The sequence below is a fragment of the Geminocystis sp. M7585_C2015_104 genome (assembly GCA_015295805.1).
Classification (GTDB): Bacteria; Cyanobacteriota; Cyanobacteriia; order Cyanobacteriales; family Cyanobacteriaceae; genus DVEF01.
This window is the reverse complement of the sequence record DVEF01000064.1, coordinates 1-16,201: the sequence shown is the minus strand read 5'-3', so window position 1 is coordinate 16,201 and position 16,201 is coordinate 1. Positions and strand designations below refer to the sequence as shown.

16 protein-coding genes are annotated in these 16,201 nt (G+C 46.7%); 7 read left to right on the top strand and 9 right to left on the bottom strand.

From position 1 onward, the window contains the following. Window positions 1–74 precede the first annotated feature (74 nt). Window positions 75–1,073: a ketoacyl-ACP synthase III gene (locus tag IGQ44_07550; GenBank protein HIK37829.1), complete on the top strand. Its 999-nt coding sequence runs from the start codon at window positions 75–77 to the stop codon at window positions 1,071–1,073. A 54-nt stretch (window positions 1,074–1,127) separates the two neighbouring features. Next, on the top strand, window positions 1,128–1,367 hold the full coding sequence (locus IGQ44_07545) for a DUF3148 domain-containing protein (protein HIK37828.1): 240 nt from the start codon (window positions 1,128–1,130) through the stop codon (window positions 1,365–1,367). Here IGQ44_07545 and sfsA read toward each other — a convergent pair. The 3 genes from sfsA to IGQ44_07530 are packed head-to-tail and all read right to left on the bottom strand — an operon-like array spanning window position 1,364 to window position 3,275. Continuing rightward, complete coding sequence (sfsA, locus tag IGQ44_07540; protein HIK37827.1) at window positions 1,364–2,053, bottom strand: DNA/RNA nuclease SfsA; 690 nt, start codon at window positions 2,051–2,053, stop codon at window positions 1,364–1,366. The two genes, IGQ44_07545 and sfsA, sit on opposite strands and share 4 nt — an antisense overlap. Window positions 2,054–2,106: 53 nt before the next feature. Next, a complete protein-coding gene (locus IGQ44_07535; protein ID HIK37826.1) occupies window positions 2,107–2,577 on the bottom strand; it encodes a hypothetical protein in 471 nt (156 codons plus the stop codon). Between the two features lie 41 nt (window positions 2,578–2,618). After that, window positions 2,619–3,275, bottom strand: a complete 657-nt coding sequence (locus tag IGQ44_07530; GenBank protein HIK37825.1) for a sigma-70 family RNA polymerase sigma factor — start codon at window positions 3,273–3,275, stop codon at window positions 2,619–2,621. Between the two features lie 100 nt (window positions 3,276–3,375). Between IGQ44_07530 and IGQ44_07525 the strand changes: the two genes are divergently transcribed. From IGQ44_07525 to IGQ44_07515, 3 genes are all read left to right on the top strand, one after another. Next, complete coding sequence (locus IGQ44_07525; protein HIK37824.1) at window positions 3,376–4,068, top strand: response regulator transcription factor; 693 nt, start codon at window positions 3,376–3,378, stop codon at window positions 4,066–4,068. Window positions 4,069–4,581: 513 nt separating this feature from the next. Then, on the top strand, window positions 4,582–4,920 hold the full coding sequence (locus tag IGQ44_07520) for a hypothetical protein (protein ID HIK37823.1): 339 nt from the start codon (window positions 4,582–4,584) through the stop codon (window positions 4,918–4,920). Continuing rightward, the gene (locus IGQ44_07515; protein HIK37822.1) at window positions 4,901–5,269 is read left to right on the top strand and encodes a hypothetical protein; all 369 of its coding nucleotides are present in this window, start codon (window positions 4,901–4,903) and stop codon (window positions 5,267–5,269) included. The genes IGQ44_07520 and IGQ44_07515 overlap by 20 nt, the downstream gene beginning before the upstream one ends. Before the next feature lie 15 nt (window positions 5,270–5,284). Here IGQ44_07515 and IGQ44_07510 read toward each other — a convergent pair whose 3' ends face one another. The 4 genes from IGQ44_07510 to IGQ44_07495 form a co-directional block, all read right to left on the bottom strand. Then, window positions 5,285–5,755, bottom strand: a complete 471-nt coding sequence (locus IGQ44_07510) for a GNAT family N-acetyltransferase (GenBank protein ID HIK37821.1) — start codon at window positions 5,753–5,755, stop codon at window positions 5,285–5,287. A 38-nt stretch (window positions 5,756–5,793) separates the two neighbouring features. Continuing rightward, on the bottom strand, window positions 5,794–6,405 hold the full coding sequence (gene cobO / locus IGQ44_07505) for a cob(I)yrinic acid a,c-diamide adenosyltransferase (GenBank protein ID HIK37820.1): 612 nt from the start codon (window positions 6,403–6,405) through the stop codon (window positions 5,794–5,796). An 87-nt stretch (window positions 6,406–6,492) separates the two neighbouring features. After that, window positions 6,493–7,365: an HIT domain-containing protein gene (locus tag IGQ44_07500; GenBank protein ID HIK37819.1), complete on the bottom strand. Its 873-nt coding sequence runs from the start codon at window positions 7,363–7,365 to the stop codon at window positions 6,493–6,495. Window positions 7,366–7,439: 74 nt separating this feature from the next. After that, entirely contained in the window at window positions 7,440–9,647 is a 2,208-nt protein-coding gene (locus tag IGQ44_07495) for a right-handed parallel beta-helix repeat-containing protein (GenBank protein HIK37818.1), read from the bottom strand. A gap of 290 nt (window positions 9,648–9,937) precedes the next feature. On the opposite strand from IGQ44_07495, the gene IGQ44_07490 reads away from it, so the two are divergent. Beyond that, window positions 9,938–14,023 carry a response regulator gene (locus tag IGQ44_07490; GenBank protein HIK37817.1) on the top strand — a complete coding sequence of 1,362 codons (4,086 nt, stop codon included), beginning with the start codon at window positions 9,938–9,940 and terminating at the stop codon, window positions 14,021–14,023. A gap of 76 nt (window positions 14,024–14,099) precedes the next feature. After that, on the top strand, window positions 14,100–14,861 hold the full coding sequence (locus tag IGQ44_07485) for a PspA/IM30 family protein (GenBank protein ID HIK37816.1): 762 nt from the start codon (window positions 14,100–14,102) through the stop codon (window positions 14,859–14,861). Window positions 14,862–15,512: 651 nt separating this feature from the next. Here IGQ44_07485 and IGQ44_07480 read toward each other — a convergent pair. Together IGQ44_07480 and IGQ44_07475 are read right to left on the bottom strand one after the other, a co-directional pair. Beyond that, a complete protein-coding gene (locus IGQ44_07480; GenBank protein ID HIK37815.1) occupies window positions 15,513–15,788 on the bottom strand; it encodes a hypothetical protein in 276 nt (91 codons plus the stop codon). Window positions 15,789–15,803: 15 nt separating this feature from the next. Next, on the bottom strand, window positions 15,804–16,201 hold a 398-nt coding region (locus IGQ44_07475; protein ID HIK37814.1), incomplete at its 5' end, for a hypothetical protein.

Genomic DNA, 16,201 nt, shown 5'->3' with positions numbered 1-16,201 from the left:
TGTGGGGAGTGCGCACTCGTGGTAGGATTGTTTTGTCTGTAGCTGACGGCATCCACGGAAAAGGAGTTAAGTCATTGGCACAATTGCAACCAGGAGTAACAGTTATTAGTAGCGGCTCTGCTATTTGCCCACAGGTGTTGGATAATGATGACTTAAGCAAGATTGTAGACACTTCTGACGAGTGGATTAGGACTCGTACTGGCATAAGAAGACGTCATATTTCAGCTTCCCAATCCCTCTGTGACTTAGCCACCGTTGCGGGGGAGAAAGCCATTGCCAATGCTGGCCTTACTCCCCTAGACATTGACATGATTATTTTGGCCACTTCTACTCCTGATGACCTTTTTGGTAGTGCTCCCAAAATACAAGCCTCCCTTGGGGCGGAAAGGGCTGTAGCCTTTGATTTAACTGCCGCCTGTTCCGGTTTTGTATTCGCTTTGAATACGGCCTGTCAGTACATTCGCAATGGGGTTTATCGTAGGATCCTTGTCATTGGGGCTGATTGCCTTTCCCGTTGGGTAGATTGGTCAGATCGTAGTACTTGTGTACTATTTGGTGATGGAGCAGGGGCAGTGGTATGTGAGGCTAGTGAGGAGAAAGACAATGTGTTGGGGTTTGAGATGTGTAGTGATGGGAAGCTAAACCATTGCTTAAATCTGTCCTTTGTGGGGGAGGAAAAGAAAATCGGCAATAAACACCAGGTGATTCAGGGGGGATATAGCAGAATTACCATGAATGGGAGGGAGGTGTACCGGTTTGCCGTCAGTAGGGTGCCAGAAGTATTGGAGAAGGTATTATACAAGGCAGACTTAACCACAGAAAAGATTGACTGGCTAATCCTCCATCAGGCAAACCAGAGGATATTAGAGGCGGTGGCAGAGAGACTAGACATCCCCAAATGGAAGCTGATTGCCAACCTCAACGAATATGGTAACACCTCCGCCGCCTCTATTCCCCTGGCTTTGGACGAAGCGGTGAACCGGGGGCAGATTCAACCAGGGCATATAATTGCCATAGCGGGGTTTGGTGCCGGTTTAACCTGGGGTGCTACCATTTTCCGGTGGGGTCGGTAGCTGCCAACCCTTGTGGTAGCCTATAGTAGGTGCGTGATAGAGGGGATTCGTCATATGAACAATGGAGAAATAGAAATAAAGGTGGGGGATAGGATTAGAGTGGTAGCCTTACCCCCCTATCTGAAAACTGCGGAGCCAATGCCCATGTTACGTCCCAATAGTTTAATTCAAATTGGGGAGGAGGGGATAGTAGTGCAACTTCAGCCGGCAGGGTATTACAGTGTCCGTTTTGCCAGGGGCACTTTCTTGTTAGAAAGACAGTATTTTGAACTGGTTGTCTCTCCCTCCTCCTAGGAGACTATTTCTGCCAACCCCAGATACCTCACCCCCTCCGGCGTCACCTGAAAGCGACAGGGGAGTATTTCTACTCCACACTCCCTTGCTTGTTGGAACAGTTGCCCATAAACCGGGTCATACTTTCTACCTACGTCAAAATACTTACAGTCTCCCCTATTGATAAAGTAAAGCATAACAGCCTTTGCCTGTCGTGACTGGGTGAGAGCAATCAATTCCTGAAGGTGCTTTTGCCCCCTGCCAGTGGTGGCATCTGGAAAAAAAGCCACTCCCCTTTCCGCCAGGGTAGTATTTTTCACCTCCAGATAGATGGGAGGCTCTTGCTCTTTTGTAAGACAAAAGTCAATACGAGTTGAACTTTGGTTTCCTAGCCTCACTTCCGATTTTACTTGGGTGTATTGGTGGGCTAGTTCTGGTATCAGTTTTCGTTGTAGAGCCATTTTGACGATATTGTTAGGCAAAGTAGTGTTAACTCCTACCCATGTGCCGTTCACCTCAATCATTTCCCAGGTATAGGGGAGTTTACGTTTACTGCTGTTACTAAGGGATACCATGACCCTACTTCCCACTTCACACACCCCCAACATTGGTCCAGTATTGGCGCAGTGGGCAGTTACCACCTCCCCCGATTCCAACCGCACATCCGCCAGAAAACGTTTATAGCGCCTGAGTAACACCCCGGACATTAGGGGCGGATACCGGTATATATACTGAGACACCCTTTTACTTCTACCGGAAACTACTTAAGTGTATCCAACAGGGGTCTATCCAGAGGAATCATAAGAGATTCCCGTTTTTCGGGGAGTTCGACAACGGGCTCATTGAGGGCGATTTTCAGTTCCTCCTCCTGTTTTTGAGCCATTTGGGGGATAAGAGTCCTATTTTCGCCAACAACAGAGGCAATGGCGGCCAAAACTACCGCGGCGACAGCCCCAGTGCCCCAGTAAAGGCGACGTTTTTTGTTTTCCTCATCAACCTTGGCAAAGACCTTAGCCGCCAACTGTTGTGGAGGATACGGTGGTGGGGGGGCAGGTAGATTCTGAAACTCGTCTCTAAGGTACAACAGTCTCTTGTACAGAGCCCTAATTCGTTCATCTTCGGCCAGTAGTTTTTCCACTTCTTGCCTTTGCTGGGCTGTCACCTCCCCGTCTAGATAGGCACTCAACAACTCGAAGGTGCACTTGTCCGGGGGATAGGAGTGGTTAGTAATCATATTGTCTTCTTTCTCCATAGCTGAGGTATAAAAACCTGTTAACGACTGTCCAAATAGGGTTTTAAGAGAGACTGGAGTCGGTGTCTAGCTCTGGCTATTCTCGATTTTACAGTACCTAGGGACACTTGGGTAATTTCTGCTATCTCCTCATAACTCAATCCCTGGATTTCTCTCAAAACAATGGTAACTCTAAATGTTTCGGGTAAATTGGCAATGGCCCTTTGTAAGTGTTCATAAAACTCCGCCGTAGAAAGGGCTTCTTCCGGGTTGGGCAACTGGGAGGGCAAATCCCACTGATATTCTTCATCATCCTCCGTTATGGGGGAATCCAGGGAAAGAGATTCGCTATACTTTTTCCGTTTTCGTAGTTGATCATAAAACAGGTTGGTAACCAACCGGCCAAGCCAACTTTTAAACTTGGTAGGATCTTGAAGAGAGTGGATTTTCTTATACACCCTAAGCCAAACCTCTTGTGCCAAATCGCCCCTATCTGGCCAGTCTGGTGCTAGATTATAAAGGATTTTGTCCACATAGCCCTGATACCGTCTTAACAATTCCGTAAAGGCCACCCTATCAGGCTGTTTCCCCTCCTGACACAATAGGATTAAATCCGTGTTGGACAGTTGTTCTACTCTCACTCTTGGGGAAATAGGGATGGCTAGACTAGACCAAGATAGGGATATAGACAAGAGCATAAATTCATTCTATGTAGATTTAACCACAGTTGCACCCCTTCTGACCATTTTTTAGTGCAAATAGTTCCAACTTGTGCCCCGGGCGCAAAAGGATGATAATATGAGAATAGGGGAGGGAGTAGCCATGAGGATTCTATTAATAGCACAGGAGCAAAAACTGGCCAAATGCCTGGAATTAGACCTACAGTACCACGGTTATGAGGTTGTGATAGCCACTGACGATAAAACCGGACAAAAACTGGCACAGGATGATTCTTTCCAGGTAATTCTTATCGACGGGGATATGCCCAATGCCTCTGGCCTCCTTACCTGTAAAAGGCTTAGGACTTTGGGCCTCCGCACCCCTATTATTCTCCTAAAAAAGGCGGACGAATTGGAGGACAGGATAGAGGTTTTAGATGCCGGGGCCGACGACTACATCCTCAAGCCGGTTAATATACCTGAATTAATCTCCCGTATAGGGGTTTATTCCCCCCCGGAAACACAAAAAGATCCAGACGAGTTACGTTTTTTGGATCTCACCCTCAATCGTCGCACTAGGGAAGTCCGCAGGGGTAATCGCGTTATTGAACTAACCGCTACAGAGTACGAACTGTTGGAATTCCTTCTCTCCCATCCCCGTCAGGTGTTAACCAGGGAACAAATCCTTGAAAAAGTTTGGGGGTATGACTTTAGTGGCGACTCTAACATTATTGAAGTATACATAAGATACCTCAGGCTGAAACTAGAATCCAACAAGGAAAAGAGGATCATTCAGACTGTCAGGGGGGTGGGCTACGTGTTAAAAGAATAGGTAATGGGGGAGATAGAAGACAACCCCTACATCCCACCCCCTACATCCTACCCCCTATCCTCCATCTATCATGCCATTAAATAAAGAGATGGAAAACTAATAAGAAGGCTAAAACCCATGACAAATTAGTGCCACAGAGACTGCCCAAATTCCCTGTCTCAAGTGGTGGACAAGTGTAAAAGGTTGAAACTATTGGGGGCCATTGACCAATCCGGCCATGAAAATACTAAAATATAAAAACCAATAACTTGCCTGTCAGTGTCACCATGTGGCAAATGGTCAACTGCCCGAAGTTACACTCCCTAAGGATGGCCACCACTATCACATTATACCCCCTCAAGGGACAAAAACATCGGGCAAGCGACAACTCCCGCCACCGAAACAAAGCATGGTTTTAGACTTAAGCCGGGATGTTACGAGATGCTAATACCAGATACCAGTAATAATAAAAGTCCTCGGCCAGATTAAACAGTCCATTCTTGCACCGGTTTTTCTTCATTATATATAGCGGTAATGTCATTTATTTTTGTTCTTGGTTTCAATAGTTGTCTGGCAATTGTCAATCTCTACCTGTGTTACAAACTGGTTCAACTTTGGCGTTATTTGCGCAAAATTAATTGCCTTCTTGCCCATCTCAACAGTAATCTCGATTTATTGTCGAAAGAAATCACCCTAGCTATTTTTATCACCGCCAAAGAAGTCAAAACTTTTCGTCACAAGTGTCGCCAATTGAAAAGAAATATTAAGAAAATTAATAAAGCCGTAATTTTTGTTAGCATTCTCTATAAAATAGTGTACAGACGTGGATTCTTTTATACCCCCCTTCAACATCATGCAAACACCAACTTTTAAGAGTCGACAAGACTACGAATTAGCGGAAGTTTTAATGCAGCCCATTTTAATCAGATTGTTGGACAATATTCGCAAAGAATCAGAAAGACAAAATTGCGAGGTAATTTATGAGGACATTACTTTTCCTTTTCCCGGTTATAATGTCTGCATTAAGAAGGGAGAAGTGGTAGAAAAGAGAAATCTATGGGAACTTTGTTTTCACATATGTTTTGAAAATTACAACCCCGAAAACAATGTCCCCCTAGTCACTGACAGAAACCTCTTTGATAGTGAGGGAGAATTAGATTGGCACTTATTGGACGAGAAGGCTAAAAATCTAGTGGCAAAAATTTTTAGCCAACTAGGATAAAAATAAAAACAGTCCTTAGTATTCGTCAAGATTTATCCTGCAAATTCGCCACTCATTGAGGAGGTGTGCCCCCATTTTCTCATAAAAAATAATGGCGGGTTTATTCCATTCTAAAACATTCCATTCCACTCGGCCAAAATCACGTTCCTTTGCCAGATTTACTACATATTTTAACAGGGCACTGCCAATTCCCTGACGACGGTATTCCGGCAACACAAACAAGTCTTCCAAGTGAATACCCGGCTTGGTAAGAAAAGTAGAATAGTTGGGGTAAAATAGGGCAAAACCCACTAATTTTCCTTGTACTTCTGCCACAATAGCCTCCGCATAGGCTGGTTGTGAAAACAGGTGTTTGGCCAAACTCTGAGGATTACCCTTGACACTGTCGGTTAGCTTTTCATAATCAGCCAATGCCCTAATTAATTCAAACAGTGTTTCTACATCTCCCGGTCTTGCCGGGCGTATTTTAAAGACGTTTTCCACCATACTCCTACTGGAAAATCCCCACGCCCCCTCCATTATAACTAATACTCAATTCCTGGTTGAGCTTTAATGCCCTGTTCTCTAAAAGGATGTTTTATCAACTTCATTTCTGTAACTAAGTCTGCCATTTCAATCAATTCCTGCTTAGCGCCCCTCCCTGTTAGGATAATATGGGTGGTTGCCGGTTTATTTTTTATAGTATTTATCACATCCCCCAGGTTTAAATATCCCAGTCCCAAAGCCACGTTAATCTCATCTAATAGTATTAACCTGTAGTCAGGGTTAAAGATAAAAGACTTTGCTTTTTCCCAGGCATTACTCGCACAAATTATATCCCTTTCTCTGTCTTGAGTTTCCCAGGTAAAGCCCTCACCCATAGCATGAAATTCTAACTGTCCTTGCCACTGTTGTAAAACCTTTTTTTCTGCCGGCTCCCATGCCCCCTTAATAAACTGTATAATTGCTACTTTGTAACCATGTCCCAAACTTCTAATTACCATCCCCAGGGCAGCAGTTGTTTTTCCTTTGCCATCGCCAGTGTGGACAATAATCAACCCCTTTTCTGCCTTCATATTGGCGAGACGTTTTTCTTTAATTTCTTTGCGTCTCTCCATCCTCCTTTTGTATTCCTCTGCCGAAACATTGTTATTCATATCAGCCGTTTGCTTTTTCCGATACTGCCACTTATTAACAGGCGAGATTGAGTGCAATTTTAACATAAATATTGGCGGGGTTAACATCTACTTTTGGGAGGGAATAACACAGCGGATGCCATGTTTTTCACCGTGATAATCTCCCCGGTAACGAGGAATTACGTGAATTAGGGCATGGGGAATCTTTTGGCCAGCAGCCTTATGGACGTTAAAACCGACATTGAACCCGTCAGGTTTATATTTTTCCTGTATGATTTGTTGGACTCTGTTTACCATTTGCCAACAGTGAGTTTGAAGGTAGAGAGGCAATTCAAAGTAATTTTCTTGATGAGTTTTGGGAACAATCAAACTGTGTCCTTTGCCGAGAGGATAGCCATCAAAAACCGCATATGCCAGGCTCGATTCCGTGATTAGAGTCAACCTAGAGGGGGGGTTGCAGAAGACACAACGGGGATTTTCTCCCCTTCTACCTTGTGCTATTTGATTGTAGTGGGTATACTCGTAAATCTCACATCTTTCATCAAGGTAAATGGATTCAAACGGCAGTTTAACTAATCGTTGGTAGGTAGGTTTGTTGTGGAGATAATGGTTTCTAAATCCTTCTCTTTTTAAATCTCTTCTCACAGCAAAGTAGGCTTTTCCTCCGGGTTTTAGTAATTCTGATATTTGCATTATAACAGTCTCTTGTTCATCTCCAGAGAGCACATTGAGCACATAAAAACAACAAATGGTATCGAATTCATCCTGGGGGTATTGGGGAAAATAATACGGGTCGTAGCCAGATATATCTAGACCTTTTTTTTGCAAAATTTCTACGTCTTTGCCATAACCACAACCAAAATCTAATATCTTACCTTTTAGTTTATTTAGAGAATATAAATACTTAGCGGGGAACGATAAAAACTGACGATTTATTGCAGTGAGGTGACTGTACTTATTTTCCGGGTAAAAATTACTCATATGTTAACAGCAACAAAAAAGAAAGGGGCAAATAAACAACCCCTCCTAGCAATTATATCCACCGGGAATGCAAATCAAGCTACCTCAAAGGCAATACCTTCTAGACGAAAATGGTTGCCAAACAGGACAGGTGCCCGATTTTTCTCCTCCTCGAAGACGAAAAGATAAGTGCCTGGATTATCTAAACTAGCCAAGCGGTACAAGTCTTTCCCCTTGTTGACATATGCCCCATAAGCATAGAAAGCAATACCCTCTTCTTCAAATACAGAGGCATAGCGATTACGTACAGTCTGCGCTTCGTCAGGGGTGGTATACAGGTATGTACCGGGAGTATTCTTATTGCGGAAGCGGGTAATAGGAATCAAGTCATCATTTGGAGTCTCAGAAACATAAAAGGCTACACCCTCTTCTTGAAAGAAGTTAGCATAGTTGCGACGAATGCTCTCCGCCTCTTGGGCATTTGCATATAAGTAGGTGCCCGGGACACGGGTGTTGCGGAAACGGTATATGGGGGAATCTAGTGAGGACTGTTTATTATTCCCCCCCGTTGTGCTAATGGTGGACAGGGAATCTCCACTAGCAGAAAAGGGCATTACCTGTACCACATTGTTGGGGGTGTTGTTGGAAACGTTATCGTTTGCTGACTGGGTACTATTGCCGCTTCTGCTATCATTCAGAACCATTTCTATGGGAGTAGTCCCAGAGGACTCTCCAAGACCAGTACTTTTGCTAGAGCTGTTGTTGCTATTGGCATTGACTCCCATCAGTGTTGTGTTATTAGAGGGAACTGCACTTTGAGTGGTGCTCGTAGTTTGTGTAGGGGGAACAAAAACCTCATAGGCCCCAATGTCGATTTTCCCGTTACTTATTCTTTCTGAGCCCCTTTGATCCAGTGGAAAATCCCCGAAATAGAAGAGAATATTGACCTCTTCAAAATCGCCGGCGTCTATAGCCGGACTTCCTGGTAGTAGGGCATGGGTTGGTGTTGGACCGCCATTATTTTGTAGTGGCCCTAATTTTACGTCAACAACCCCCCTCGAGGTGGTGGCCCCACCTACCATATTACCGTTGTAACCATCAAGTATAGCACCATTGGCGTTACTGATCAGATTGTAACCACTGCGACGGTCAAAGAAACCGTCAATGTCGGGCGCCCCCCTGTTAAGGGCTACAATTGTGTTGTACAGAATAGTGTTTGCCTCGGTAGTTTCTGAGTACACCCCCGAACCCACCTGGGCAAAGTTGTTCACAATGGTGGAATTGATGATACGAGCCCTTCCCCTGTTCAGGGGCCCGCCACCTCCATCGCCGGGTCCTATAGGGAGTCCATTTTCGTCCAGTTGTTCCGGAGAGGCGGTTCTGTTGCCCGATATGGTGGTGTTAACTACAATAAGATTGCCCCCTGCCTCATTTAAAATCCCACCACCTCCTCCCTCTATTACCTCCGAGGCGCCGGCGTAGGCGATGTTGTTGATAATGGCGCTGTTACGGATAGTCAGGGTTCCACTATTGCTAATACCCCCAGCGTTGTCCTCTGCGCGATTTCCAGAAATTATACTTCTTTCTACTACCAGGGTACCATTGTTATTGATCCCCCCCCCAAAAGAATCGGACTGGCTGTCGGCAACAGTGCTATTTATAATAGTCAGCCTCCCACTGTTGTTAATTGCACCGCCTGCGCCGATGGTGCTATTGTTTCTGATAATACTGTCTATTATGGTGGCAGTTGCCCCCTCATCTATGTTTATGGCGCCACCATCTTTTGGGTTGGCGTCTATATTTTCTTCTACTATTCGCCCACCCTGAACGGTGACATTTTTTAGGTTTAATTTTCCATTGGCTGGCTGCCCGTTTGGCAGTTTTCTCCTAGACTTTTCCCCAGAAAGAACATCAAAAACCCTATCCCCGATTTGAGAAGAAGAGTTGTCAGAAAAGGGGTCACCCTCCCGAGGGAGAGTTGTCAACAAAGGTTCTGCGTCTATAATGGTCTGTGTGGGGTCAGTGCCTAGGCCTATGATGGTGACCTTGCCGATTATGTCCAAGTCCCCCGTGGCTAGACGACTTTCAAACAGAGTGTCCCCGTCTGCACTTCTGTCCCTGGGGGGTAGTAAAACATTTTTAATAGTCAGAGGATAAGTCCCCGCCGGCAGTAGAATTTCATATTCCTTACTGGGATTGGCATTGGCCATAAGGATTGCATCCCTTAGGGATAGTCCCCTGTAACTACTACCATCGTTCTGATCCTCGAATGTATTTACCCGCAATACTATTTTGTCGGCCATGATCCGGACTCGCCCTTGCTCTCACCTGTAAAACATTGTACTCTGGGTACTGCAAACGGGTTCACCATTGTAGCTGAATTTACTAACACCTCCCATCTTGCCGCACCCCCTGCCACCCTCTAAGACTGAGTCTCCCACTGAGTAAATTTGATAGAGGGGTGGGTAATATAAACAAAAAAAAAACAGTTAGACTAGAAGAGGGGTAACATAACAACCCCCAGAGCCATCAAAGGTCTAAGGAAGTCGAGCAGCCCCCTTCTGGCGGAGTGTCAAGACAAGGGAGAGAGTCTATGATCACCAGTGAACAAGCCCAAAAGGTCCAACAGATATACAAGAACACCCTCATCCGTCTCGGGGAAATGTTGAAAGTACTAAAACAGGGTGACAGCAGTCGCAACCGGGAAGTGATCAGAAGTCACTGCGACCATCTGTCAATCCTTGGGAAAAAAGAAAATCTCTTCGGCTGGGTAGAAATAATGGAAACGGCCAAGGAGGCCATTATTAACCCCGAGAACGAATACGATTCTACCATAAAACTGATTATTAAGGAAATCAAAAAAGCCTCCGATTTACTACTGAAACACGAAATAGACCAGATATGTGTAAGCGAACAGTTGCTGTCCTTGGCACCACAAGCTAGGGGGAGGGGTATCAGCGGTGAAACGATACACATGGAAGAATCCCCCGTCAAGGGAGAATCAGCGGCCACATCGCCTATACCACCCACACCGCCACAATCAACCCGAAAAGTTCCCTACTACAAGAGTACCATAGAGGGGGACCTGTGGCGAGACACTATAGAAATGCAAATACCGGAAATGCAAATGCCGGCGCCTCCCCCACCATCCCCCTCACAAGAGGAAATGGAGGAAATGTTTAGCAGTATTGGCAAGGAAAAAGACGAGGACTTGGAAGCCTGGTTTGGGGATAATGAGGAAATAGAAAGTGAGTTCACATCTGTATTCATGGAAAATTCACAGATCAGTGAGAGTAATAGTGCTGTGGAGGTGGTGGAGGGATTCAGCAGTTTGTTTGGTCAGATAGAAACAGAGTCTGTAGAGGAAGATAAATGGGACTTGGAAGGAGATGAGGGGATAGAGAGGGAACAATCCCACAGTGCGCCCATGGGGGCAGAAGAGGAGGCGCCCGTATTCTCAGCAGAGGCGGATGAGTTACAAGAGGTAGACTGGGATAGTCTCTTTGGAGAGGAAGAAGAAGGGGAAGAAGAAGACAGAGGGGAAGACAAAACCGCGGCAGATTCTGGAGAAGAAGTGGGAATCACGGCCATCGATTTTGACGCCCTGGCGGAAGATTTAGAGGAGATTGAAGAAATAATTGACAACGAATGGGAGGAGGAAAAAGAAGGGGGCAAACGAATCTCCGATAGTGCCCGCCGTACAGTTATCATAGATGACCCCCATGAAACTCTGCAAGGGGTAGTATCTAGTATAGAGGATGTGCCCATAGAAGACGACTTTCCCAACACGGGCAGTACGGAAACCTTTCAGATTCTCTCCCCCAAAAAACCCCAAATTAAAATTGTATTTTACGAAGATTTCAGTGAGTTGCCAAACCTCCTCTCCCCTAGTCTGTCCTGGTTGGAATTGGAATCCTGGGACGAACTGGAAGCCATTGTGGGCAATAACTATGTCCTCTACTATGACTGTGAGGAGGAGCTGGAGGCATTAATCAACTCTCCCCCTGTGGCGCCGGTAAACTGGCAGTATCTGACCGAACTAGTGGCGGGTAATCTCTCTCGGACGGGTGGCGACTTGACGACGCAAAAGACCACCACTCTAACAGACTTAGACCGACTGTTGGCTCAGGTAGACAGGGTAGTACAAAAGGGGACACGAACCGCCAGAGTCCAGAATAAGGCCACTGCCCAACAAAATAAGGGCTTTGAGCAGAGCATGAGGGTGCCAGTAAAACAACTGGACCAGCTCAACAACCTGATTGGGGAGATTGTAGTACGACGGAACCACCTGGAGGAGGACCAGGAAAAACTCAGACAGTTTTTGGACAATCTCCTCCAATACGTCCAAGCACTCAGTGATGTAGGCACCCGCATGCAGGAGCTATATGAACGTAGTCTGTTAGAAGGAGCCCTCATCAAAAGTCGGCGACGCAATCAGGCGGCCTTTAAGACACAGTTTTCCCGCATTACATATGTAGGCAACGGCAATGGGAGTAAGACAACCACCTCTGAACAAGCCAATGGCACCACCAAAATACAACCGCCCGAACTGGACGAATTGGAGCTAGACCGTTTCACCGGCTTCCACCTGCTTTCTCAGGAAATCATCGAGTTGATTGTAAGAGTCCGGGAGGCCGCCTCTGACATCCAATTTTTGGTGGATGAGACGGAACAGTTAGGTCGCAACTTACGGGAGATAACAACACAGCTACAGGAAGGGATAAACAAGGCCAGGATGGTGCCCTTCGCCCAAAACGCCGACAGGCTGCCTCTGCCGATTCGTAAAATAGCTGAGGAGTACAACAAGCAGGTGCAGTTGAAGATAGAAGGGAGGGATGTCCTCATAGACAAGATGATTCTAGAACAGATTTGGGACCCACTCCTCCAGATTGTCAAAAACTCTGTAACCCACGGCATTGAACTGCCAGAAGAGAGAATTGAGATGGGCAAGCCCCCCGTGGGCACCATCACTGTGAGGGCATTCTTACAAGGACAACAAACCGTTATATCTGTGTCAGATGACGGGGCCGGTATAGATCCCCAGAAAATAAAGAAAAAGGCCATTCAAAATAAACTGATCACCCCTGAGGAAGCACAAAATCTCACAACTGAGGAGGTGTACGAGTTTCTATTCCATGCCGGCTTTACCACAAAAGAACAAGCTGATAGCCACGCCGGCCGGGGTGTTGGTTTGGACATTGTGCGCAAGAAAATCAACGAAATCCGAGGCTCAGTCAGTGTGGAATCCACTCCCGGGGTGGGCACCACCTTTACCATCCGTTTGCCACTAACCGTAACTGTAAGCAAGGCTCTCTGCTGCCTAAATGAGAACTACCGCATCGCCTTCCCCATGGATGCCATCGAGGACACCAGGGAAATCAACAGGAAAGAAGTAAGGGTCAATGCCCAGGGGCAAAAATGCATCCTCTGGAAGAACACTCTGTTGCCCTTCCGTCCCCTCAGTGCCTTGCTTACCTACAATCGCCCCCTCAACCGCACCATGATGTATGAGACCCACAAGGACGAGGAAAATATTTCTATTGTGGTTTTGAGGGGGGGCAAGAACATCCTAGCAGTCCAGGTGGATCAGATTATAGGCCAGGAGGAAATCGTCGTCAAACAGATAACCGGCCCTATCCCCAAACCAAAGGGAATTGCGGCGGCGACGGTGCGCAGTGATGGGATTGTTATGCCCATTGCCGATGTTATCGAGTTGATTGAAATTGCTCAGGGGCGTGTCAAACCCCATGGTGGTTTTGACAGGGCCTCCCTCCTGGCCGCCAATGCTACTATCTTTGAAATGCCTGCCCATTCTCAGCCGGTAGTTTTGGTTGTAGACGACTCTATTACAGTCCGGGAAATGTTGTCTATGACCTTCGCCAAGGCAGGTTACCGGGTAGAACAGGCCAGGGATGGACAAGATGCCTGGAAGAAACTACGTTCTGGTCTGCCCGTGGATCTGGTCTTTTCTGACATTGAAATGCCCAATATGAATGGCCTTGAACTACTACAGCACATGCAAGAAGACCCCCATCTGTCACACATCCCCGTGGCCATTCTCTCCTCCCGTGGTGCAGAAAAACACCAACGTATTGCTGCCGAACTGGGAGCCTCTGCTTATCTAGTCAAGCCCTATGTGGAAAAAGACTTGCTAGATGCCGCTAAGAGAATGTTAAAAGGTGAAGTATTGCTAGCAGGCAGTCGGGCAGCCCTCACTAGAGGGAAGGCCAACCAGTCACACCAGTCCCAAAGTCAACAGCTTCCCGGCAACACGGAAGTTCAAAACAAACCTAAGTCTTCACGTCTGGTTCTGATTGTGGACGATTCGGTGGTAGTCAGAGAAATGTTATCTATGACCTTCAAGAAGGCCGGCTGGAGGGTTGAACAGGCCAGGGATGGACAAGATGCCTGGGATAAAATCTCTAATGGCTTGCCCTGCGATCTCATCCTCTGTGATATTGAAATGCCGAGGATGAACGGTTTAGAACTCCTGGCAAAAATGCAACAGGATGAGAACCTGTCACGAATCCCCGTAGCCATGGTAACCTCCAGAGGGGCGGAAAAACACCGTAAAATAGCCGCCGATTTGGGCGCCAAGGCCTATTTCACCAAACCCTACCTGGAGGAGGAACTTTTGAAGGCCGCCGAAAAACTCATTGCCGGTGAAGTTCTCCTCTGACAATCACCTACTTTGTGTCCATCAGTTAGAATGAGATTAAGTTCAAAGTGGGAGCAAATACATTAAAGGAGGAATTATGGGAATTTTCGATCGCCTTGGGCGTTTAATCCGTGCCAATGTCAACGATCTTATTGACAAGGCGGAGGATCCGGAAAAAGTCCTAGAACAGGCTATCCGGGACATGGGGGATGAGTTGGTAAAAATGCGTCAGGCCGTAGCACAAGCCATAGCCGCCCTAAAAAGAACAGAACAACAGTACAATAAGAACATAGAAGAGGCCAACAAGTGGCAACAGCGGGCACAGCTTGCCCTTTCTAAGGGGGAAGAGGGACTAGCCAGAGAAGCCCTGGTGCGCAAAAAGACCTTTGCCGACGCCGCCGCAGCGCTCAAACCACAGTTAGACTCCCAAAAGGAACAGGTAGAGGCTCTGCGCCGCAATCTTGCCGCCCTAGAAAGTAAAATCGCCGAGGCTAAGACTAAGAAGGACATGCTCAAGGCTCGTCTCAGTGCGGCCAAGGCCAATCAACAGTTGCAGGGCGTCATGAGCAACATTGGCAGAAGCACCGCCATGGAAGCCTTTGAGCGCATGGAAGAAAAAGTACTACAAATCGAGGCTCAATCTCAGGCCGCTGGTGAATTGGCCGGTATGGGCGAGGAAAACAAATGGTTGGCATTGGAATCCGGTGGTGAGATTGAAGACGAACTAGCGAGACTGAAAGCCCAAATTTCCGGTTCATCCCCTGCCGCTTCTCTCCCCTCTTCTTCTACCACTACTTCCTCTACAACCCCTATTGACGACGAGTTGGAACAACTAAAACGGGAGTTAGGAAAAAGCTAAGGGCTATCCCGGACAGGGAACGTGTCCACAAGAGGGATAACCCCCCGGCACGGGTGTCATTGGCGGTGGTGCATGGGGGTTGGCGGCGTCTTTTTTACCAAAAAACAAAGAAGCTGCTTCCGCCCCCTGAAAAAGGGGAAAACCCTCGGCTTTCCAGAGGGTGACAGAGAATCTCCCCTCAGCCCACCGGGTTTCAGAGTCCTTAGATACCTATCTCAGTATAGTTACCTAAGTGCCTTTTGGTATAAGATGCTACCCCTACCTCCTTAGGGTCTCTGTTGAGTGGTTTAAAAGCCGGTAGCAATTTAGAACCATATTCTAAGTGTTAATTTGTGTTACAGTAGCAGTGAATTTTCTGAATAAAAGGGGTGGAGTTGTCGCCTATGTTTTCCTCCGCTATCAACCATTTTTGTGATTTTAGAACAGCTCAGCTTTAATTCAATTGTTTTCTCTTGAAGCTCCAAAAAGCTGGTTATATTTCTTCGAATAGATACCAATGGGGTTCCCCTCTCTAATGGGACAGTCCGGGATGATTTCCACTATGAAAAATTAATTTGCAGCTCATAAGTGCTGTCCAAAAATAACCAAGAGAGTGATGTAGAATTGCCTCCATAAATACCCACTTAACAAAAAAAACACCAAAGAAACTGCCTACTGGTGAGAAGACAACCAGCTACCGTATTTGCCGGCGTAGTAATTTAGGATGGCCTCCACTTTAGCGCTAGTAGAAGGAAGCTCGGGGTAGGACAAGGAAATGCCACCCACTTGACTTTGAAGATAATCAAACTCCTGAGAGGTCTGAGGGAATAAATCCGCCGAAACCCCGTCCACCTGGCGGAGATGAGCCACCACTTCCCGATACACAGCTAGAGGCAAACGGGGACAGGACAAATGTTTTTCCACTCGCCTAGGTACATTAGGTGACAATTGAAATACTCCTCCTTAAGATTCCTTTGCAGTCCCAGAGGCATCTACAGTTTGAGCCTCGCCAATGCGTCTTTCTACCAGTTGCCCATATTCTTCCAGAACCACTACGCCACCAGCATCATTCAGGGGGCGCACCACAGTTTGTCCTCCTTCTGTTAAGGCAATCTTTGTTCCCTCCAGAAAACGAATGTCCTTAACTGTCACCCTGCCGTCGCCAGAAGGAGCCACCAACACATCCCCCACCCTTAGACGACGGACTGAGGAGTCCCAGGGGACATTTACGAAAGCAACCTTTTCCCCGTTATAGTCCAAAACTCCTGTCACGACAACTTGTTTAGCTAGGACGGGCTCGGGGATGACCACAGGTGGAGGGGGAGAAATAGAACCTTGTCCCGCCGGGGGGCTTATATTGT